Source organism: bacterium, from assembly GCA_024226335.1.
GTDB lineage: Bacteria > Myxococcota_A > UBA9160 > SZUA-336 > SZUA-336 > JAAELY01.
This window is the reverse complement of sequence record JAAELY010000240.1, coordinates 37,993-53,892: the sequence shown is the minus strand read 5'-3', so window position 1 is coordinate 53,892 and position 15,900 is coordinate 37,993. Positions and strand designations below refer to the sequence as shown.

At 61.9% G+C, this 15,900-nt stretch carries 18 protein-coding genes; 16 read left to right on the top strand and 2 right to left on the bottom strand.

The genetic code is table 11. The annotated features are described in order from the left end of the window. Positions 1-16 precede the first annotated feature (16 nt). From GY725_12290 to GY725_12260, 7 genes are all read left to right on the top strand, one after another. Positions 17-355 (top strand): hypothetical protein, encoded by a 339-nt coding sequence (locus GY725_12290; GenBank protein ID MCP4004965.1) that lies wholly within the window; start codon positions 17-19, stop codon positions 353-355. Further along, positions 355-837 (top strand): GNAT family N-acetyltransferase, encoded by a 483-nt coding sequence (locus tag GY725_12285; GenBank protein MCP4004964.1) that lies wholly within the window; start codon positions 355-357, stop codon positions 835-837. Before GY725_12290 ends, GY725_12285 begins: the two co-directional genes overlap by 1 nt. 8 nt (positions 838-845) lie before the next feature. Beyond that, positions 846-1,712 (top strand): methyltransferase domain-containing protein, encoded by an 867-nt coding sequence (locus GY725_12280; protein MCP4004963.1) that lies wholly within the window; start codon positions 846-848, stop codon positions 1,710-1,712. Positions 1,713-1,825: 113 nt separating this feature from the next. Then, the gene (locus tag GY725_12275; GenBank protein ID MCP4004962.1) at positions 1,826-2,446 is read left to right on the top strand and encodes a 2-hydroxychromene-2-carboxylate isomerase; all 621 of its coding nucleotides are present in this window, start codon (positions 1,826-1,828) and stop codon (positions 2,444-2,446) included. Positions 2,447-2,524: 78 nt separating this feature from the next. Next, complete coding sequence (locus GY725_12270; protein ID MCP4004961.1) at positions 2,525-3,718, top strand: acyl-CoA dehydrogenase; 1,194 nt, start codon at positions 2,525-2,527, stop codon at positions 3,716-3,718. A 4-nt stretch (positions 3,719-3,722) separates the two neighbouring features. After that, a complete protein-coding gene (locus tag GY725_12265) occupies positions 3,723-4,799 on the top strand; it encodes an acyl-CoA/acyl-ACP dehydrogenase (GenBank protein MCP4004960.1) in 1,077 nt (358 codons plus the stop codon). A 50-nt stretch (positions 4,800-4,849) separates the two neighbouring features. Next, the gene (locus GY725_12260) at positions 4,850-5,659 is read left to right on the top strand and encodes an enoyl-CoA hydratase (GenBank protein ID MCP4004959.1); all 810 of its coding nucleotides are present in this window, start codon (positions 4,850-4,852) and stop codon (positions 5,657-5,659) included. Between the two features lie 27 nt (positions 5,660-5,686). Here the strand turns inward: GY725_12260 and GY725_12255 are convergent, their stop codons facing one another. After that, positions 5,687-6,439, bottom strand: a complete 753-nt coding sequence (locus GY725_12255) for a DUF1499 domain-containing protein (GenBank protein MCP4004958.1) — start codon at positions 6,437-6,439, stop codon at positions 5,687-5,689. A gap of 87 nt (positions 6,440-6,526) precedes the next feature. Here GY725_12255 and GY725_12250 point away from each other — a divergent pair, with 87 nt between their 5' ends. The 6 genes from GY725_12250 to GY725_12225 all read left to right on the top strand — a co-directional run bounded on the left by GY725_12250 (position 6,527) and on the right by GY725_12225 (position 10,988). Then, positions 6,527-7,321: a hypothetical protein gene (locus GY725_12250; protein ID MCP4004957.1), complete on the top strand. Its 795-nt coding sequence runs from the start codon at positions 6,527-6,529 to the stop codon at positions 7,319-7,321. 82 nt (positions 7,322-7,403) lie between these two features. Further along, on the top strand, positions 7,404-8,351 hold the full coding sequence (locus GY725_12245) for an aldo/keto reductase (protein MCP4004956.1): 948 nt from the start codon (positions 7,404-7,406) through the stop codon (positions 8,349-8,351). Positions 8,352-8,636: 285 nt separating this feature from the next. Beyond that, on the top strand, positions 8,637-9,065 hold the full coding sequence (locus GY725_12240) for an HIT family protein (protein MCP4004955.1): 429 nt from the start codon (positions 8,637-8,639) through the stop codon (positions 9,063-9,065). Next, positions 9,065-9,631 (top strand): GNAT family N-acetyltransferase, encoded by a 567-nt coding sequence (locus GY725_12235; GenBank protein MCP4004954.1) that lies wholly within the window; start codon positions 9,065-9,067, stop codon positions 9,629-9,631. Before GY725_12240 ends, GY725_12235 begins: the two co-directional genes overlap by 1 nt. A gap of 93 nt (positions 9,632-9,724) precedes the next feature. Next, the gene (locus GY725_12230) at positions 9,725-10,309 is read left to right on the top strand and encodes a DJ-1/PfpI family protein (GenBank protein ID MCP4004953.1); all 585 of its coding nucleotides are present in this window, start codon (positions 9,725-9,727) and stop codon (positions 10,307-10,309) included. Positions 10,310-10,418: 109 nt separating this feature from the next. Further along, positions 10,419-10,988 carry a suppressor of fused domain protein gene (locus tag GY725_12225; protein MCP4004952.1) on the top strand — a complete coding sequence of 190 codons (570 nt, stop codon included), beginning with the start codon at positions 10,419-10,421 and terminating at the stop codon, positions 10,986-10,988. Between the two features lie 25 nt (positions 10,989-11,013). On the opposite strand, the gene GY725_12220 is transcribed toward GY725_12225, so the two are convergent. Further along, on the bottom strand, positions 11,014-11,739 hold the full coding sequence (locus GY725_12220) for a hypothetical protein (GenBank protein MCP4004951.1): 726 nt from the start codon (positions 11,737-11,739) through the stop codon (positions 11,014-11,016). 226 nt (positions 11,740-11,965) lie between these two features. Here GY725_12220 and GY725_12215 point away from each other — a divergent pair, with 226 nt between their 5' ends. From GY725_12215 to GY725_12205, 3 genes are read left to right on the top strand one after another with little or no spacing between them, the layout of a single operon-like run. After that, positions 11,966-12,880, top strand: a complete 915-nt coding sequence (locus tag GY725_12215) for a metallophosphoesterase (GenBank protein MCP4004950.1) — start codon at positions 11,966-11,968, stop codon at positions 12,878-12,880. A 16-nt stretch (positions 12,881-12,896) separates the two neighbouring features. After that, positions 12,897-13,760: a class I SAM-dependent methyltransferase gene (locus GY725_12210; protein ID MCP4004949.1), complete on the top strand. Its 864-nt coding sequence runs from the start codon at positions 12,897-12,899 to the stop codon at positions 13,758-13,760. A gap of 50 nt (positions 13,761-13,810) precedes the next feature. Continuing rightward, on the top strand, positions 13,811-15,898 hold the full coding sequence (locus GY725_12205) for a S9 family peptidase (protein MCP4004948.1): 2,088 nt from the start codon (positions 13,811-13,813) through the stop codon (positions 15,896-15,898). Positions 15,899-15,900 lie beyond the last annotated feature (2 nt).

Here is a 15,900-nt window from a genome sequence, read left to right as displayed (position 1 = left end):
ATATCGGAGTTTTGAAGTGAATCCGTTCATCATCAATACGTTCATAGCAGCGATCCTGATCGGTTCGGTCGCGTGGTTGTCGGGTCGTTCTCCGATCATCGCGGGATTCATGATCGCGATGCCTGTTTCAACCCTGATCGTGCTGCCGATGTCCTATTTGCAGCACGGCGACCAGGAGGCGACGGTCACGCTCGCCCGGAGCATCTTCATCGCGATTCCCGTGACGCTCATGTTCTTTGTTCCATTCCTGTTGACGACGCGTCTGGGCCTTTCGTTCTGGCAGGCGTATTTTCTGGGAGCAGCAATCCTTCCGGTCGGCTTTCTTGCGCACCGAATGCTGGCGCGGTTGATCTGATGTCGAAAGACGCGGTATCCGTGGTTCGCGCGGATCTGGCTCGGACCGATCACGAGCAGGCGATCGTCGAACTGATCGATGCGTACGCGAGCGAGTCGATTGGAGGCGGGCAACCGCTCTCAGAGTTCGCAAAGGCAGAACTGGTTCCGGGTCTGCGCGCGCATCCGACCACTCGGGTATTTCTGGCTTTCGAGGGCGAGCGGGCGATCGGTATCGCAGTCTGCTTCCTCGGTTTTTCGTCGTTCGCGGCGCGTCGTCTACTCAATATTCACGATCTGGCGGTGAAAGCGGATTGGCGCAAGCGAGGCGTCGGACGCGCGTTGATCGAGGCTGCGGCCGAGGCGGCCAGAGAACTGGATTGTTGTCGTCTCACGCTCGAAGTGCGAGGAGACAATGACCCCGCCCGACGGCTCTACGATGGCCTCGGATTCCGCAGCGATGCCGGGCAGACGGATACGTTCTTTCTCTCCAGACCGCTATGAGGTGAAATGTGTCCGATTTGCGGGAGGTGCGACGAGCCTACTCTCGAGAACTCAGCGATGCGGCGGGTCTGAAGTCGGCCGCGCTCGAGCGCGCATTCGCGACCGTTCCTCGCGAGGTATTCCTCGGGCCTCCGCCGTGGCTGATCTCCGACCCCATGTCCGACGACCGTGGTTATCGGGAGACCTCGGATCCTTCTGACCTCTACCGCCGCGTGCTGGTGGCGATCGATCCCGTGCGCGGGCTCAACAACGGTGAACCCGGAGCACTGGCGATGTGGCTCGATTCTCTCGATCTAACAGCTGGCGAGCGGGTTGTGCACGTGGGGGCCGGCGTCGGCTACTACACGGCCATCATCGCCGAGGTGGTCGGCGCCCAGGGCGAAGTCCTGGGTGTGGAAATCGATTCTGAACTCGCGGAACGGGCGCGACGGAACTTGAATTCCTACGCGACGGTCAAACTCGTGTGCGCGGATGGTTCGAGCTATGCCCCAGGGCCTTGCGACGCGGTCTTCCTGAGTGCCGGCGCGACTCACCCTTGTGAGATCTGGTTGAAGAGTCTTCGACTCGCCGGCCGCCTGTTGTTTCCCTTGACGGCTCGGATCAGCAGCCTGGGACACGGGGCGGGTTACTACCTGAAGATCACCCGTCGCAGAACCGGATTCACGGCTCGGTTTGTCTCTCCGGTGGGGATCTACCCGTGCACCGGGGCGCGAGACGATGCAGTCGAAGAGCGCCTTCGAATCGCGTACCAAAGAGGTGGGCAGGATTCGCTTCGCTCGCTGCGCCTCGAGCCACACGAGCCTTCGGCAAGTTGCTGGCTCCACGAGCAGGACTACTGCCTGTCGAGCGAAGAGCTTCCCTCGTCTGCCGATTGATTTCGGCGACGACCCCCCGTTTCGAATACACTTGCTCGGCTTGCCTCGCGGGTTCGTTGCCCGGTCTCGCAGGAATCCCCGACTTCCGACACTCCATGGGAACCGAAAGACAGATGGCCGTTCTTCCTCTCGAGTTCTGGTTCGAGTTTGCGAGCACCTATTCCTACCTGGCAGCTGCGCGAATTGAAGAACTCGCTCGCGCCGCCGCTGCGCCGACGGTCTGGCGGCCGTTTCTTCTGGGACCGATCTTTCGTGTCCAGGGCTGGGACGACTCGCCCTTCAATCTCTACCCGGTCAAGGGGCGCTATATGTGGCGGGACATGGAGCGCCTCTGTGAGCGCTATGACCTTGCGTTTCGCAAGCCCAGCCGCTTTCCGCGCAACGGTCTACTCGCCGCGCGCATCACGCGACTCGTTCAAGAAGAAGACTGGTGTGCGAGCTTCGTGCGCGCGGTCTACCGGGCGAACTTCGCGGAAGACAGGGAAATCGGAGAACCCGAGGTGATTGCCGAGATTCTCCGGCGTCTCGGAAGGGACGCGGACGATCTGATCGATCGCGCCATCGCCGATGAAAACAAGCGGGCGCTACGGGAACAGACGGAGAGGGCCGAAGCGCTGGGCATCTTTGGCGCACCGAGCTTCGTCGTTGGAGAAGAACTCTTCTGGGGTAGCGACCGCCTGGACGAAGCGCTCGCACTCTGTACGGTCGATTCGGAGAATTCGCCGGAGCGCTGATCCGGGGCCGCTTGAGATCGGGCCGCGACGCTGCCACGATGGCTGAGGGCGTACAGCCCGAGTCGGAGGATTTGCAGGATGGATCTGAGTTACAGCGAGGAATACGAGAAGTTTCGCAGCCAGGTGCGCACCTTCCTGGAGGCTCATTGGCCGCCGAAGGACAGTGAAACTTCGCGTGAGGATCAGACGGCTCGATTCCGCCAGCAGGCGATCGAGGCTGGCTATCTGGCTCGCTCGATTCCCAAGAAATACGGCGGCTCCGAGCAGGAAGCCGACGTACTCAAGGCTGCAGTCATCCGCGAAGAGTTTCGCAGGGTGCGCGCACCGGGCGAAGTCGCCGGAATCGGGCCGGGCATGCTGGTCCCCACGCTGCTCGATCGCGGTGAGGAATGGCAGAAGGAGAAATTCGTTGCGCCCACGATGCGCGGCGAGATCGTCTGGTGCCAGGGTTACAGCGAGCCGGGTTCTGGAAGCGACCTGGCGTCATTGCAGACGAAGGGTGAGCTGGTCGGTGACGAGTGGGTCATCAACGGACAGAAGATCTGGACCAGCGGTGCGCAGCACGCCGACTATATGTTCTGTCTCACCCGAACCGAACCCGAAGCGCAGAAGCACGCGGGGATCTCCTATCTGCTGATCGACATGCATCAGCCGGGAATCGACGTGCGGCCACTGAAACAGATGAACGGGTCAGCGGATTTCAACGAAGTCTTTTTGACCGACGTGCGCACACCCAAGGACTGGATCGTGGGCAAGCGCGGCGAAGGTTGGCTGGTATCGCGAACCACGCTCAAGCACGAGCGCAATATGATCGGCAACGCGGAGCAGTCCGCGCTGATGTTTGCGGGACTGGTCGATCTGGCGCGAAAGACACAGCGCAATGGGCGCAGTGCTCTGCAGGATCCGAGCGTTCGTCAGCATCTGGTAGAAATCGAAGGCCGGATCAAGGCACATCAGTACTCGGGACATCGCCAGCTCACCAAGGCGGCGAAGAACCAGGATCCGGGAATCATCCAGTTGATGAACAAGCTCAACAGCACGAACATCGGCCACGCCGTAGCGAAGCTGTCGATTGAATTGCTCGAAGACGACTCATTGCTCGAGCCGGGTAGTCGCCTGCCGGATAGTGAACTCGATCTCTCTGGATGGATGAATCAATACATGTGGTCCCTGGGTATCGCAGTTGCGGGCGGTACCGCGAACATCCAGAGAAATGTGATCGGCGAACGTGGACTCGGTCTGCCACGCGACGCCGCGGTGCAGAGGAGCTAGGCGCGTGGATTTTGACATCACAGAAGAACAGGAACTGCTTCAGGAAACGATCGCTCAGTTCGTCGCCAACGAGTGTCCCCCGACGCGTCTTCGCGAGATCTTCGACGGGGAGACAGGGTACGATCCAGCGCTTTGGACGGGATTGATCGAACTCGGTCTGGGTGGCATCACGGTGCCCGAGGAGTTCGGCGGAGCGGGGCTGGAACTGCTCGACCTCGCTCTTGCCTGCGAAACTCTCGGCGCAGGGGCCGTTCCCGGTCCTTTTCTGGGGCATTCCCTCGCGGGTCTAGCTCTCCAACTCGCCGGGAGCGATGAGCAGAAGAAGACCTGGTTGCCCCGTCTTGCAACGGGTGAGGTGATCGGAAGTGTCGCGTTTGCCGAAGGCGGTACCGCCTGGCAGCCGGAAGAGTGGCAGCTCGGAGGTGACGACAAACTCTCGGGGAGAAAACTCCACGTTCCCAACGCATCGCTGGCGGACGTGATCATCGTCGGTACGGTGGGCGGCGGGCTGGCGCTCATCGAGCGCGCGGCCGCCGGTGTGGAGATCAAGCAGATAGCTGGCGTAGATCGCACGCGGCGACTCGAAGAACTCAACCTTGACGGTGTAGAAGCGCAAATACTTCCCCAGGGGAGCGGCGTCGCGGGTCGTCTGCGCGACGCCGGATTGCTCCTCCTCTCGGCCGACGCGTTTGGCGGTGCCAATCGGCTGGTGGAGATGTCGGTCGAACACGCGAGGACGCGCGAGCAGTTCGGTGTGACGATCGGCCACTTCCAGGCACTCAAACACCAGCTCGCGAATATGGCCACCGAAGTGGAACCGTGTCGCGGTCTTTTCTGGTACGCAGCCCACGCCTTCGATCACGTCCAGGCTGAGTCGGAGCGCTCCGCAGCGCTGGCGAAGTCACACATCACCGATGTGTACATGCAGGTGGCTCGCGACAGCGTCGAAGCGCACGGCGGCATCGGTTTTACCTGGGAGTGTGACGTCCAGATCTATTTCAAGCGGGCCATGTTCGATCGCGCCTTTCTCGGAATGCCCGCAGTGCATCGAGAACGCGCCGCCGTACTGGCTGGCTGGTAGGGAACCCGCCGACTGCGAGCACAGCCGTAGCTCGGCCAAGAGGAGTCTAAATGTCCGATACAGTCCTGGTTTCTCGAGAGAACGGCCTGGCAACGCTCACGCTCAACCGCCCAGAGCGGATGAACTCACTGACGACCGAGCTGATGATCGCCCTGCGGGATCGGTTGCGCGAAGTCGCGACCGACCCCGAAATCCGTGCCGTACTGCTCACGGGTTCTGGAGACCGGGCATTTTCGGCCGGTGCAGACCTCGACCCGCCCAAAGATTCAACGAGTGGCGATGTGATGGGCGGTGCGGTGACGCTGGAGCAGTCGATCGACCAGTTGCAGAGCTTCCAGGAGTCCTCACACCTTCTGCACACCATGCCCAAACCCACGGTTGCCGCCATCAACGGAGCAGCTGCGGGCGCATCGCTTTCGATGACCATGGCCTGCGACTTTCGCCTGGCCGCCGAGCATGCGGTCTTTACGACGGCATTCGCACGCATCGGATTCTCGGGGGATTTCGGCGGTTCCTACTTCATGACCAAATTGCTCGGAACGGCCAAGGCGCGCGAGTTGTACATGCTAGGGGATCGTGTCGATGCCGAGGAAGCGCTGCGCATCGGACTCGTCACACGCGTGTTCAGCTCAGACACATTCCGCAAAGAGACGGCGGCTTTCGTGCAACGTCTGGTCGAGGGCCCACCGCTCTCGTACCGCTATATGAAGCGCAATCTCAATCTGGCACTCACCGCCAGCCTGCCCGACATCATGGATCTGGAAGCAGAGGCGATGATGCGCACCGCTCGAAGCGAGGACTTCGTCAAAGCCGTAGGTGCCTTCCTGAACAAGAAGAAGCCCAGTTTCGAGGGGCGTTGAGGGTAGGCAGTCCGGCAGAAGAACGCGCTACTGATTCGCCCTCTCGATCAACCCGTCGCGGAACCGACGGATACGTGCCGCGTTTGCACCCATATCGCCCAGGCCGACACGTGAGTTCGAGCGAATATCGACCAGCGATGACCTGTAGTCGATGTAGGTGATCCGGATCGCCATGTCGTCGACGAACTTGAAGACCTTCGAGACATCCTTTGCCTCCATCCGCCCCGCGCTCTTGCGCGCGTGCGTGATCTCCCAGCCGAGATCTTCGGCCACTTCCCGGGCGCGTTCGAATGCGATGATGCCTTCCCAGGGCACCTCGATCGGCTTCAGATCGGGATACGCTGCGCGCTGAAGCTCAGGTACGTCGGAGCCGCCGTCCGGGTACCGCAAGCCGTTGACTCGGCCTTCCCCGCCTCGGGCCCCAGCACCGAACTCCGGGGGTGTCTCGATGTCGGTCGTCACGTCGTGGATCGTCGGAGCTCCGGCACTGCCGCCGATCGAGCCGAGCAGCACGCCGAGCAACAAGACACCGAGCAGCGTGCTCGTCCACGCGAGGCCGCGACCCGTTCGTCCGGACGCGGCCCGTGTGTGCAAGAGTGCAGTGATGCCCAGCAGCAGAGCGAGCAGGCCGCCCGGCGCGACACCCACGGCGAAGAGCCAGAAGGCGGAGTAGGGCGAAAGCAGGCTGAGTTGGGCGCAAATCGGACCCGCCGCTGCTGCAAGAAGCGAAGTGCCGCCGATGAGAGCCGCGATTGTTGCGATGATGCTGCGCTTTTCCAAGCAGTTCTCCCCCAGTTCTGCCGGTGCGAAGACTACCACGCTGACGGAATTTCCCGCATCCCGGACGATTCGTGATAAATGTAGTCGATGCTTGGATCATTATTCGCCTGGATCGTGGCCGTCGCAGCCGGTACCGCGGCCGTGCTCTTTTTGCAGCGCTTTCGTTCCGAAGCCGAGCGTGTGGGTGCGCTCGAGGCGGAACTCGGAGTTGCGCGCGAAGAGATCGCGGCGGGGCGCAAGCGCGAACAGGAGCGCGGTGATGCGCAGAAGGGTCGCGCCCAGGAGATTGTCGAACTGCGCAAGCGGGTCGACAAGCTGAAGAAACGCGCCGGTCAGAGCCGAGCCGAGCAGGATGGTGCGGGTGAGCAGGTTGGGCGCATCCAGACCGAACTGCTCGAGGAGCGGGCTCGGCTGCGGACTCTGAACAAAGACCTCGAATCCGCCCGCGCTGAACTGGTTGCCGCGCGCGAGAAGTCTGCCGCGACCGACGCGGAATTGCAGGCCCTGAAGGCGGAACGAGCGTCGCGCCCTCTCGCAGACGACACTTCGATCGAGAAGCTCGATGCGCTGCGCGCCGAAGCCGAACGGGCGCAAGCCGCCGAGAAACGGGCAGAGAAGGCGGCCGCCAAGGCAAAGCGAGACGAGCTACGCCACAGGAAGCGCGCCGACAACCTCGACAAGGTGTACATGGTGCTTCGCGCCGAGCACGAACTCGTATGCGACGATTTGCGCACACAGACCGAAAAATTGGAGCGCTTGAGCGCGCTGAAGGTCGCCGTAATGGATCCGGTCCCGGAAGAGCCGACGCAGATTCCTACAGAAACCCCGATCGCGGGGATTCGACCGACCAGTAGCCCGGCGGACGCGCTAAAGACTTCCTGATCTCGATCAGAGGGGGTGGCTCGTGGAACAACGGCGACTGGGACGCACGGGACTTCGCGTTCCCGTGCTCTGTCTGGGAACCATGACGTTCGGTCTGCAGACCGAGGAGGCAGCATCCTTTGAGATGCTCGACCGCGCCTTCGAGGCGGGAGTCGACTTTCTCGATACCGCGGACGTCTATCCGCTCGGTGGCACCCTCGAAACTGTTGGCCGAACCGAAGAGATCATCGGCCGCTGGATGCGTGAACGCGGCAATCGTCAGCGCGTGCTGCTCGCGACCAAGTGCCGTGGCTCCATGGGGCCCGGTCCCAATGATCAGGGACTGTCCCGGCAGCACATCTTGGCGGCGGTCGAAGGGAGTCTGAAGCGGCTTCAGACCGATGTGATCGATCTGTACCAGACTCACTTCTTTGATCCCGATACGCCGATCGAAGAAACACTGCGCGCGCTCGACGATCTCGTGAGCCAGGGCAAGGTTCGTTATCTCGGATGCTCCAACTACCCCGCGTGGCGCCTGTCAGACGCGCTCGCCACGAGTGAACGCCTGGGATTGGCGCGCTACGACTCGATGCAATCGCGCTACAACCTTCTCTACCGCGAGATCGAGACTGAACTCATGCCCATGTGTCGCGATCAGGGGCTCGGCTTGCTGGCCTACAATCCTCTTGCCGGTGGCTTCCTGAGCGGCAAATACCGCAAGGGCGATGCGCCCGAGGACGGTACGCGTTTCACGCTCGGTACGGCCGCCAGGATGTACCAGTGGCGCTACTGGCAGGATGCGCAGTTCGATCTGGTGCACGAACTCGCCAAGACCGTCGAGCAACACGGGCTCGATCTGGTGACGACGGCCGTCGCCTGGGTGCTCGCTCAACCGGGGATCAGCTCGGCAATCATCGGTGCGAGCCGCGTCGAGCAACTCGATGCGTCGCTCGCCGCACCGGATCTCGAACTTCCCGATGAGGTACGCACAGCCTGCGACGCGCTGTTCTGGAAGCTTCCGCGTCGTCCCGTCGTGGAGGGGTACCGCTAGAATGGGCGGTAGACCGGTGAGCGGGACTGTGGGCTTCTCGGAGTTCTAACCCTACACAAAGTAGGTGGGTGACCACATAGCGACTCTGGGCTTCCTCGTTACTCGTCTCGGGATTCGAAAACCCCGGGATCGCGCATCGTGGCTTGCTCTCTCGTCGTCAGTGGCGGTCCCCGTAGCAATCATTGTAGGAAGAACTCCGAGCGTCCCACGGTCCGCTCACCTCGGCGGAGTCTACCACGATCTCCGCTAGAATCGATCGATTGTTTTGCTCTTCTGGAGAACTTTATGCACCGGCAAGACGGATGTATTTTCTGCCGTATCGTGAGCGGGGACGCACCTTCTCACCGTGTGTACGAAAACGACCTCGTGCTCGTATTCATGGACATCTTCCCGGTGACGGACGGACATACTCTTCTGATCACGAAAGAACATTTCGGCGATATCTTTGAAGCCAGCGAAGCTGCAATCGCAGCGGTCGCAAGCGTTTCCGTTCGCGTTGCGGCGGCGATCCGTCGGGAACTCGAACCCGATGGACTCGGTGTATTCCAACTCAACGGTGCGGCGGCCGGTCAGACGGTTTTCCACTATCACATGCATCTCATGCCGCGAAACGTGGGCGGAACACTGGCGTTGTCTACTCGCGTCGCCGGGGAGCCCGAGCGCCTGCAGGAGATCTCGCAGCGCCTCAGCGCGGTACTCGCGGGGGACGCATGATGCGCAGGGCGGCGGTTCCTCCGCGTACGGCCCTCGCAGTGGGAGAGCGGGTCTTTCTGCGCCATCCCATGGCGGGAGATCGCAGCGAGTTCACCGCAGCCGTGTGCCGCAGTCGCAAACAGCATCGTCCGTTCGTTTATGCGCCCAGTACCCGATCCGCGTTCGACGCCTATCTACAGCGACTGCGTCGAAGCTCACACGAAGGCTATCTGGTGTGCTCGCTGGAGACGCGTGCGATCGTCGGCATTATCAACATCAACGAGATCGTGCGAGGGGGTCTACAGAGCGGTTTTCTCGGCTATTACGCACTGGCGCCATTCGAAGGCAAGGGTCTGATGGCGGAAGGGCTCGAACTCGTGATCGAACGGGCATTTGAGAAACTCAAGCTTCATCGACTGGAAGCCAATATCCAGCCGGTGAACAAACGCTCGATCGCATTGGTTGAACGCAGCGGTTTTCAGCGCGAGGGCTTTTCATACCGCTATCTGAAGGTCGGGGGGCGCTGGCGAGACCATGAACGCTGGGCGATTCTGGCTGAAGGCAGGCGCCATTCCCGAGCGCGTTGAAGGTCTTGCGCGAGACCGGTCAACTGTGCCCGAAGTGCCAACGGGAACGGTCGAGCGCTGCGCGATCTGAACAGGAGAAAAGTCCGGATGGGCATTACGACGGGGATCATTCTCTACGAAGGAATGGAAGAACTGGATTTTGTAGGGCCGCTGGAAGTCTTCGGCATGGCGGGAAAGAACGAAGATGGAAACCGGGTGGTGAGTATCGCGGAGCACGATCCTGTCCGCGCCTGGAACGGCCTGACCGTCGTTCCCGACTACGATTTCGGCAACGCACCGCCTCTCGATGTAATGGTCGTACCCGGTGGTATGGGTAGTCGCGAACAGGCGAACAACGCCACACTGATCGACTACCTGCGCAAAGCAGCAGTGGACTGCCAGTGGGTGACCAGCGTCTGTACGGGTACGCTCTTATTGCACGAAGCGGGTGTGGCCAGAGGCAAGAACGTGACTACACACTGGAGCTTCATCGAAGCTCTGCGCGAGCGAGGGGATGTGACGGTCAAGGAAGACGTGCGCTACGTGCGCGATGGAAATCTCGTTACCGCCGCCGGCGTGTCGGCCGGTATCGATATGTCACTATGGGTCGTCGGCCAGATCTACGGTGCCGAGCACGCACGCCAGGTTCAACGCTTCATGGAGTACTACCCAGCTCCACCCTATCAGGCAGACGCCTAGCCGGCCGGGGAAGCACGACCGCGGATTGGGAGGCCCGGATCGGCCAACACATCGCACTTCGATCCATCCAGCGACGCATATCGGAGCGCGACTCTGGTAGGCTCCGCGCATGCCGAACCCGCTCTTGCAGACCGTGCTCGAACACGCCGAAACCTGCTGGCCAAAGCGCACAGTCGAGTCCCAGAAATGGGGTCAGGGTGGGATCGTGGAGAACATCGTCGACCTGGGTGTGGTGCGCGTCGCGCCACCCGAAGCGGAGATGCCATGGATCTACATCTCGGCGGGTGCGGCCACCGAGCCCATGGAAGATGGCTATGGAATTGAGTTCTTCATGCTGGCCGAGCACGAGGACTCGCTGGTGACGAAACTGGTTGCCATGGTCGCGCATCTGCACGCAGACCCGCGCTACCCGATTTCGCTGGGACAGGTGCTCGAGATCGGCCAACCCTGGCTCCCGGGAGCGAGCGCCGATCATCTACTGGTCTGTCTTGCCGATGCGCTGGGCCCGGAGTTCGAGTGGTGCTCCGATCCGGAGCGCACGATCCGTTTCGTCTGGTTGGTGCCGATTACCGCGAGTGAGGCGGTATTCGCCCGAGCGAACAACTACATCGCGCTACAGGAAAAGTTCGGTGCAAAGAAGATCGACCTGAGCAAGCGCGTGCGGGAATCGGTGGTCTAGGGTCCAGGCTTCTGGACCGGATATCTCACGAGCAGGCGACTCGGGATTCCGGTCGGTGCCGGATCTGGAAGGGCACGCTCTGGCCGTCGGGGCCGGTGCGATTGCGCAGTACGGTGGTCTCCGCTTCGAGACCTTCGAAGAGACCCTCGTCGAAGATCGCTCGCGCACGTCGGGTGTGCAGGCCGAGCGTCGAAGACGCGCCCGCCGCCAGAGTGGGCCCGAGCACGATGGCGGTTGTGCGTGACTCGCGCACTGCGCGCAGCAGACGCGACCAGATGGGGGTTCCGAGTCGATCGATCTCGGGCCGGGGGGCTCCCTCCAGATCGATCGTCACCAGGGCAAAGCCGGTCTTGAGCATGAGTTCAGCGGAACGCAGTGCGGCGCGAACCTGGGGCGGTCGCACCCAGAGCACGTTTTTCAAGTTCACACCGGAGCGCAGGAGAAAGCGCGGATCGAGGGAATTGGGCAAATCGATCCAGCCCACCAGTTCGCCGCGCGCAGTGGCGCCCGCGGCGACGCGATAGGCCAGGGAAGTTCGACCGGATGAAACCTCGCCCACGATCTCGATCAGTCGTCCCTGACCGAGTCGTTCAATGGGACGGAGGAGGTCGTCCGGGGGGAACGACTCCTCCGTCCCTGGGTTGGTTGTTTTCGAACGTTCCAAGATCGACGGTGCGGTTCCCCCTGCCAGGGGGAGGGGGGCACCGACGCGAACTCGACCCGCCAGTCCGGCTTCTCGAAGAACCTCCATGATCTGTTCGGTTCTTTCGGGGGGGCCGGGTGGCTGTTCTTCCCGCGCATGCGGGTTCGCGGGAAAAAGAGTGGGTGTATCAGGCCCGCTCTGTTGGATTTGCGCTTCCGCCCTCGATCTCATGGAAAGAGTTTCGCTTTTTATTCGTATTCTCGTCAAGAGTGGGCAAGGCCCCTCGGCAACGAAAACCGCGAATCGACCGGCTACCCGGTATCGTCTGCACATCGTGCGCCGCCACTGGATGCTCATCGCCACTCTCCTGCTCCTGGGGTCCCTCGTCTCGCTGGGAATCTGGGGCTTCTACCTCGAGCCGCGTTCCCTGCGCGTCCGCGAGTACGCCCTGGAGATCCCCGACTGGCCCCCTGCACTCGACGGTCTGCGCGTTGCACTGCTGGCGGATCTGCACGTCGGTTCACCGCATAACGGGATCGACCAGTTGAAACGGATCGTCGAGTGGACGAACGCAGCAGCGCCGGACCTGGTCCTGATCACGGGCGATATGGTCGTGGGCAGGATTCCCTTTTCGACCCCCGTGCCGATCGAGGACTGGACGGCCATTCTCGCGCAACTCTCGGCACCGCTGGGCACCTACATCGTTCTGGGGAATGAGGACTGGGCCTCCGGCGGTGGTCTGATTCGACGCGAACTCTTGAAGCACCCTTTGAACGTCTTGAACGACGAGTCGGCGCGCATCGAAGTGGATGGATTGGGCCTCTGGATCGTCGGTATCAGCGATCTGTGGCGCGCGCCGCACAATATCGAGCGCGCCTTTTCGCGCGTGAATGACGGTGCGCCCGTTCTGGCCATGACCCACAACCCCGATCTCTTTCCCGAGATTCCAGCGAGAGCCAGTCTCACGGTTGCGGGACACACCCACGGCGGTCAGGTGCGCTTTCCGCTGTTCGGGGCAGTGACGGTCACTTCGAGGTACGGGCAGCGCTACGTGAGGGGCCATATCGTCGAAGACGGCCGGCACCTCTTCGTGGCGACGGGAATCGGCCTGAGCGTGATGCCCGTGCGCATCGATGTGCCGCCCGAAATCCCGATCCTGAAGCTTCGCGGCCGTCGCTCGGGTTCCTGGGGGGATTACGATTCTCGAGATCTCGCCGAATCCGCCGACGGTGGGATAGACTCGCGCTGATGAGGAGGAAGTGATTATGAAAGCAGATGGTCCCAACGCCGAGCAGATCGAGTACTGGAACAAGCAAGCGGGTCTCAAGTGGGTCGAGCAACAGAAGGATCTCGACGCGTTGATCCTGCCTCTGGGGATGGAAGCCCTCGACCGCGCACGGGTCATCTCGGGTGAGTGCGTACTCGATGTCGGCTGCGGTACCGGACAGATGTCAGCACTGCTGGGTGAGCGCGTCGGAGATGCGGGTGAAGTCCTCGGTCTGGATATCTCCTCGCCCATGCTCGCACGTGCACGCGAGCGCTGCAGCGCTGCTGGGCTGACCAACGCGGACTTCCTGCAAGCGGACGGGCAGACGCATCGCTTCGACAATCCGCGCTTCGATCTTCTGTTCTCGCGTTTCGGTGTGATGTTCTTTGCCGAACCCGACGCGGCTTTTTCCAATCTTCGCAACGCGCTCGTACCTGGCGGGCGCGTCGCGTTTGTTTGCTGGCAGGGAATCGCGCGCAATGCCTGGATGCGTGAACCCATGATGGCCGGTTTCAAGCACCTTCCACCTCCAACGCCCCCGAAGCCGGGTGCACCCGGACCTTTTGCCTTTGCGGATCCGGATCGCGTTCGCAGCATCCTCGAGACTGCGGGATTTCGCGCGATCGAAATCGAATCCGTCGAGCGCGAGTTGACCGTCGGGACCGATCTCGATCAGGCGACGGATTTCCTGCTGAATATCGGCCCGCTCAGCGCAGCCATGCGCGAGTCCACACCCGAGGTGCGCGAGGCGGTTCGAAACGAGGTGAGTCGTGCTCTCGAGGGCTCCGCCAGAGCTGATGGCGTGCATCTCGATTCGGCCGCCTGGATCGTCAGCGCGCAGACAGAAGGGGCGGATTCCTGATCCGGTCGGCACTCTTTGCCTGTATCGCCGCGTTGGTTCTCGCGTGTGCGCTGCTTCCGAGCGCGGGCCCGCATTTCGACTACCCACTCACGCGCCGGTCTGAAACGGTCGACGACTATCATGGTACGCGGGTAGCCGATCCCTATCGCTGGCTCGAAGAACTCGATAGCGACGAGACCCGAGACTGGATCCGCGCTCAGAATGAACTGAGCTTTGCTCACCTGCGCAGTCTTCCGCAGCGCGATCCGATCGAAAAGCGCCTGACGCAGTTGTGGAACTTCGAACGTTTCGGCCTGCCGTTTCGCGAAGGTGAGCGCTACTTCTACTCGCACAACGACGGTTTGCAGAACCAGAGCGTGCTCTACGTCGCCGAAACACTCGGGGGTCGTGCGCGCGTGCTACTCAATCCGAACGAACTTTCGGACGACGGTACTATCGCGTTGGCCGGCTATGCGGTCAGTCCCGACGGTCGCCACCTGGCCTACGGTTTATCGGAATCAGGTTCGGACTGGAGTACCTGGCACGTGCGCGATGTCGAGACGGGCCGTGATCTTCCGGATCGTCTGGACTGGCTCAAGTTCACAGGTGCGAGTTTCGCCCGCGATTCTTCCGGCTTCTACTACTCGCGTTACGAGGCGCCGCCTGAGGGCGAGGCTCTCGCGGCGGAGAATCCCTCCCACGAGGTCTTCTTTCATCGCCTCGGTCAAGCGCAGTCCAGTGATGAGCGGGTCTATCGGCGCGACGATGCCCGTCGCTGGCTCCTCAGTCCCAGGGTGAGCGAAGACGATCGCTACCTGTTGATCTGGGCGCGCCCCGAAGGCGAGCGCGACAATGGACTGTTCTACCGGGATCGCACGTTACCCGATGGCGAGATGATCGAGCTTCTGAACGGATTTGATGCCCGTTACTCGTTCATCGACAACGACGGGCCTGTCTTCTGGGTGATGACGAATTTGAATGCGCCTCGGGGTCGGGTCGTGGCGATCGACACGCGCGCACCCGAACCAGAGAACTGGCGCGTCCTGATTCCAGAGAACGATCACACCCTGCGTGCGGTCAGACGTGTGGGAGATCGCCTGATCGCCAGTTACCTGGCCGATGCCCGCAGTCGCGTGTTCGTATACGACACGAAGGGAAACCTCGAACGTGAGCTGGAACTGCCCGGTCTCGGCACGGCTGGCGGGTTTCGAGGTGAATCCGGCGACTCCGAGACCTTCTTCGCGTTCACGAGTCAGACGCGCCCGCGGACGCTGTACAGGCACGATGTATCGACTGGAGAGACGACGCTCTTCAAAGCACCACAGGTCGACTTTGATCCCGAAGCCTTCGAGGCCAATCAGGTGTTCTTTCGCAGCAAGGACGGCACTCGCGTGCCGATGTTTCTCGTCCACAAGAAAGGCCTGGTACGAGACGGCCGCAACCCGACGCTGATGAACGGTTACGGCGGATTCAATATCTCCGTCACCCCCTATTTCTCGCTGACCCATATCGTCTGGATGGAGATGGGAGGTGTAGTGGCCCTGCCGAACTTGCGCGGTGGGGGAGAGTACGGCGAGCAATGGCATCGCGCCGGGATGAAGGCGAACAAGCAGAATGTTTTCGATGACTTCATCGCAGCTGCGGAGTATCTGATCGCGAACGGATACACGGATCCGTCGCGGCTCGCGATCTCGGGTCGCAGCAACGGCGGGCTTCTCGTGGGGGCCGTGATGCTGCAGCGACCGGACCTCTTCGCCGCAGCCCTGCCGGGAGTCGGGGTGATGGACATGCTGCGCTTTCACAAGTTCACGATCGGCTGGGCCTGGACTGCCGAATACGGGTCCTCCGATGACCCCGAAGAGTTCCCGTTTCTATACGCGTATTCGCCACTGCATCGGCTCAGGCCGGGCACGCGCTATCCGGCGACCTTGATCCACACGTCCGATCACGACGATCGAGTGGTCCCGGCACACAGCTACAAGTTCGCCGCCGCGCTCCAGGCCGCCCAGGTTCCGGGTACACCCGCGCTGATTCGCATCGCAGTCGAAGCGGGACACGGGGCCGGGAAACCCACGGCCAAGCGCATAGAAGAGGCCGCGGATCTCCAGGCGTTTCTGGCACACCGGCTCGGGATGGATGCATCCTTGCTCGGGCGCTGAAG

Coding starts and splice junctions, on each gene's coding strand:
- GY725_12270 (MCP4004961.1), top strand. CDS start 2,525: ATGGATCTGAGTTACAGCGAGGAATACGAGAAGTTTCGCAGCCAGGTG.
- GY725_12210 (MCP4004949.1), top strand. CDS start 12,897: ATGAAAGCAGATGGTCCCAACGCCGAGCAGATCGAGTACTGGAACAAG.
- GY725_12225 (MCP4004952.1), top strand. CDS start 10,419: ATGCCGAACCCGCTCTTGCAGACCGTGCTCGAACACGCCGAAACCTGC.
- GY725_12275 (MCP4004962.1), top strand. CDS start 1,826: ATGGCCGTTCTTCCTCTCGAGTTCTGGTTCGAGTTTGCGAGCACCTAT.
- GY725_12245 (MCP4004956.1), top strand. CDS start 7,404: ATGACGTTCGGTCTGCAGACCGAGGAGGCAGCATCCTTTGAGATGCTC.
- GY725_12285 (MCP4004964.1), top strand. CDS start 355: ATGTCGAAAGACGCGGTATCCGTGGTTCGCGCGGATCTGGCTCGGACC.
- GY725_12220 (MCP4004951.1), bottom strand. CDS start 11,739: ATGGAGGTTCTTCGAGAAGCCGGACTGGCGGGTCGAGTTCGCGTCGGT.
- GY725_12250 (MCP4004957.1), top strand. CDS start 6,527: ATGCTTGGATCATTATTCGCCTGGATCGTGGCCGTCGCAGCCGGTACC.
- GY725_12235 (MCP4004954.1), top strand. CDS start 9,065: ATGCGCAGGGCGGCGGTTCCTCCGCGTACGGCCCTCGCAGTGGGAGAG.
- GY725_12240 (MCP4004955.1), top strand. CDS start 8,637: ATGCACCGGCAAGACGGATGTATTTTCTGCCGTATCGTGAGCGGGGAC.
- GY725_12260 (MCP4004959.1), top strand. CDS start 4,850: ATGTCCGATACAGTCCTGGTTTCTCGAGAGAACGGCCTGGCAACGCTC.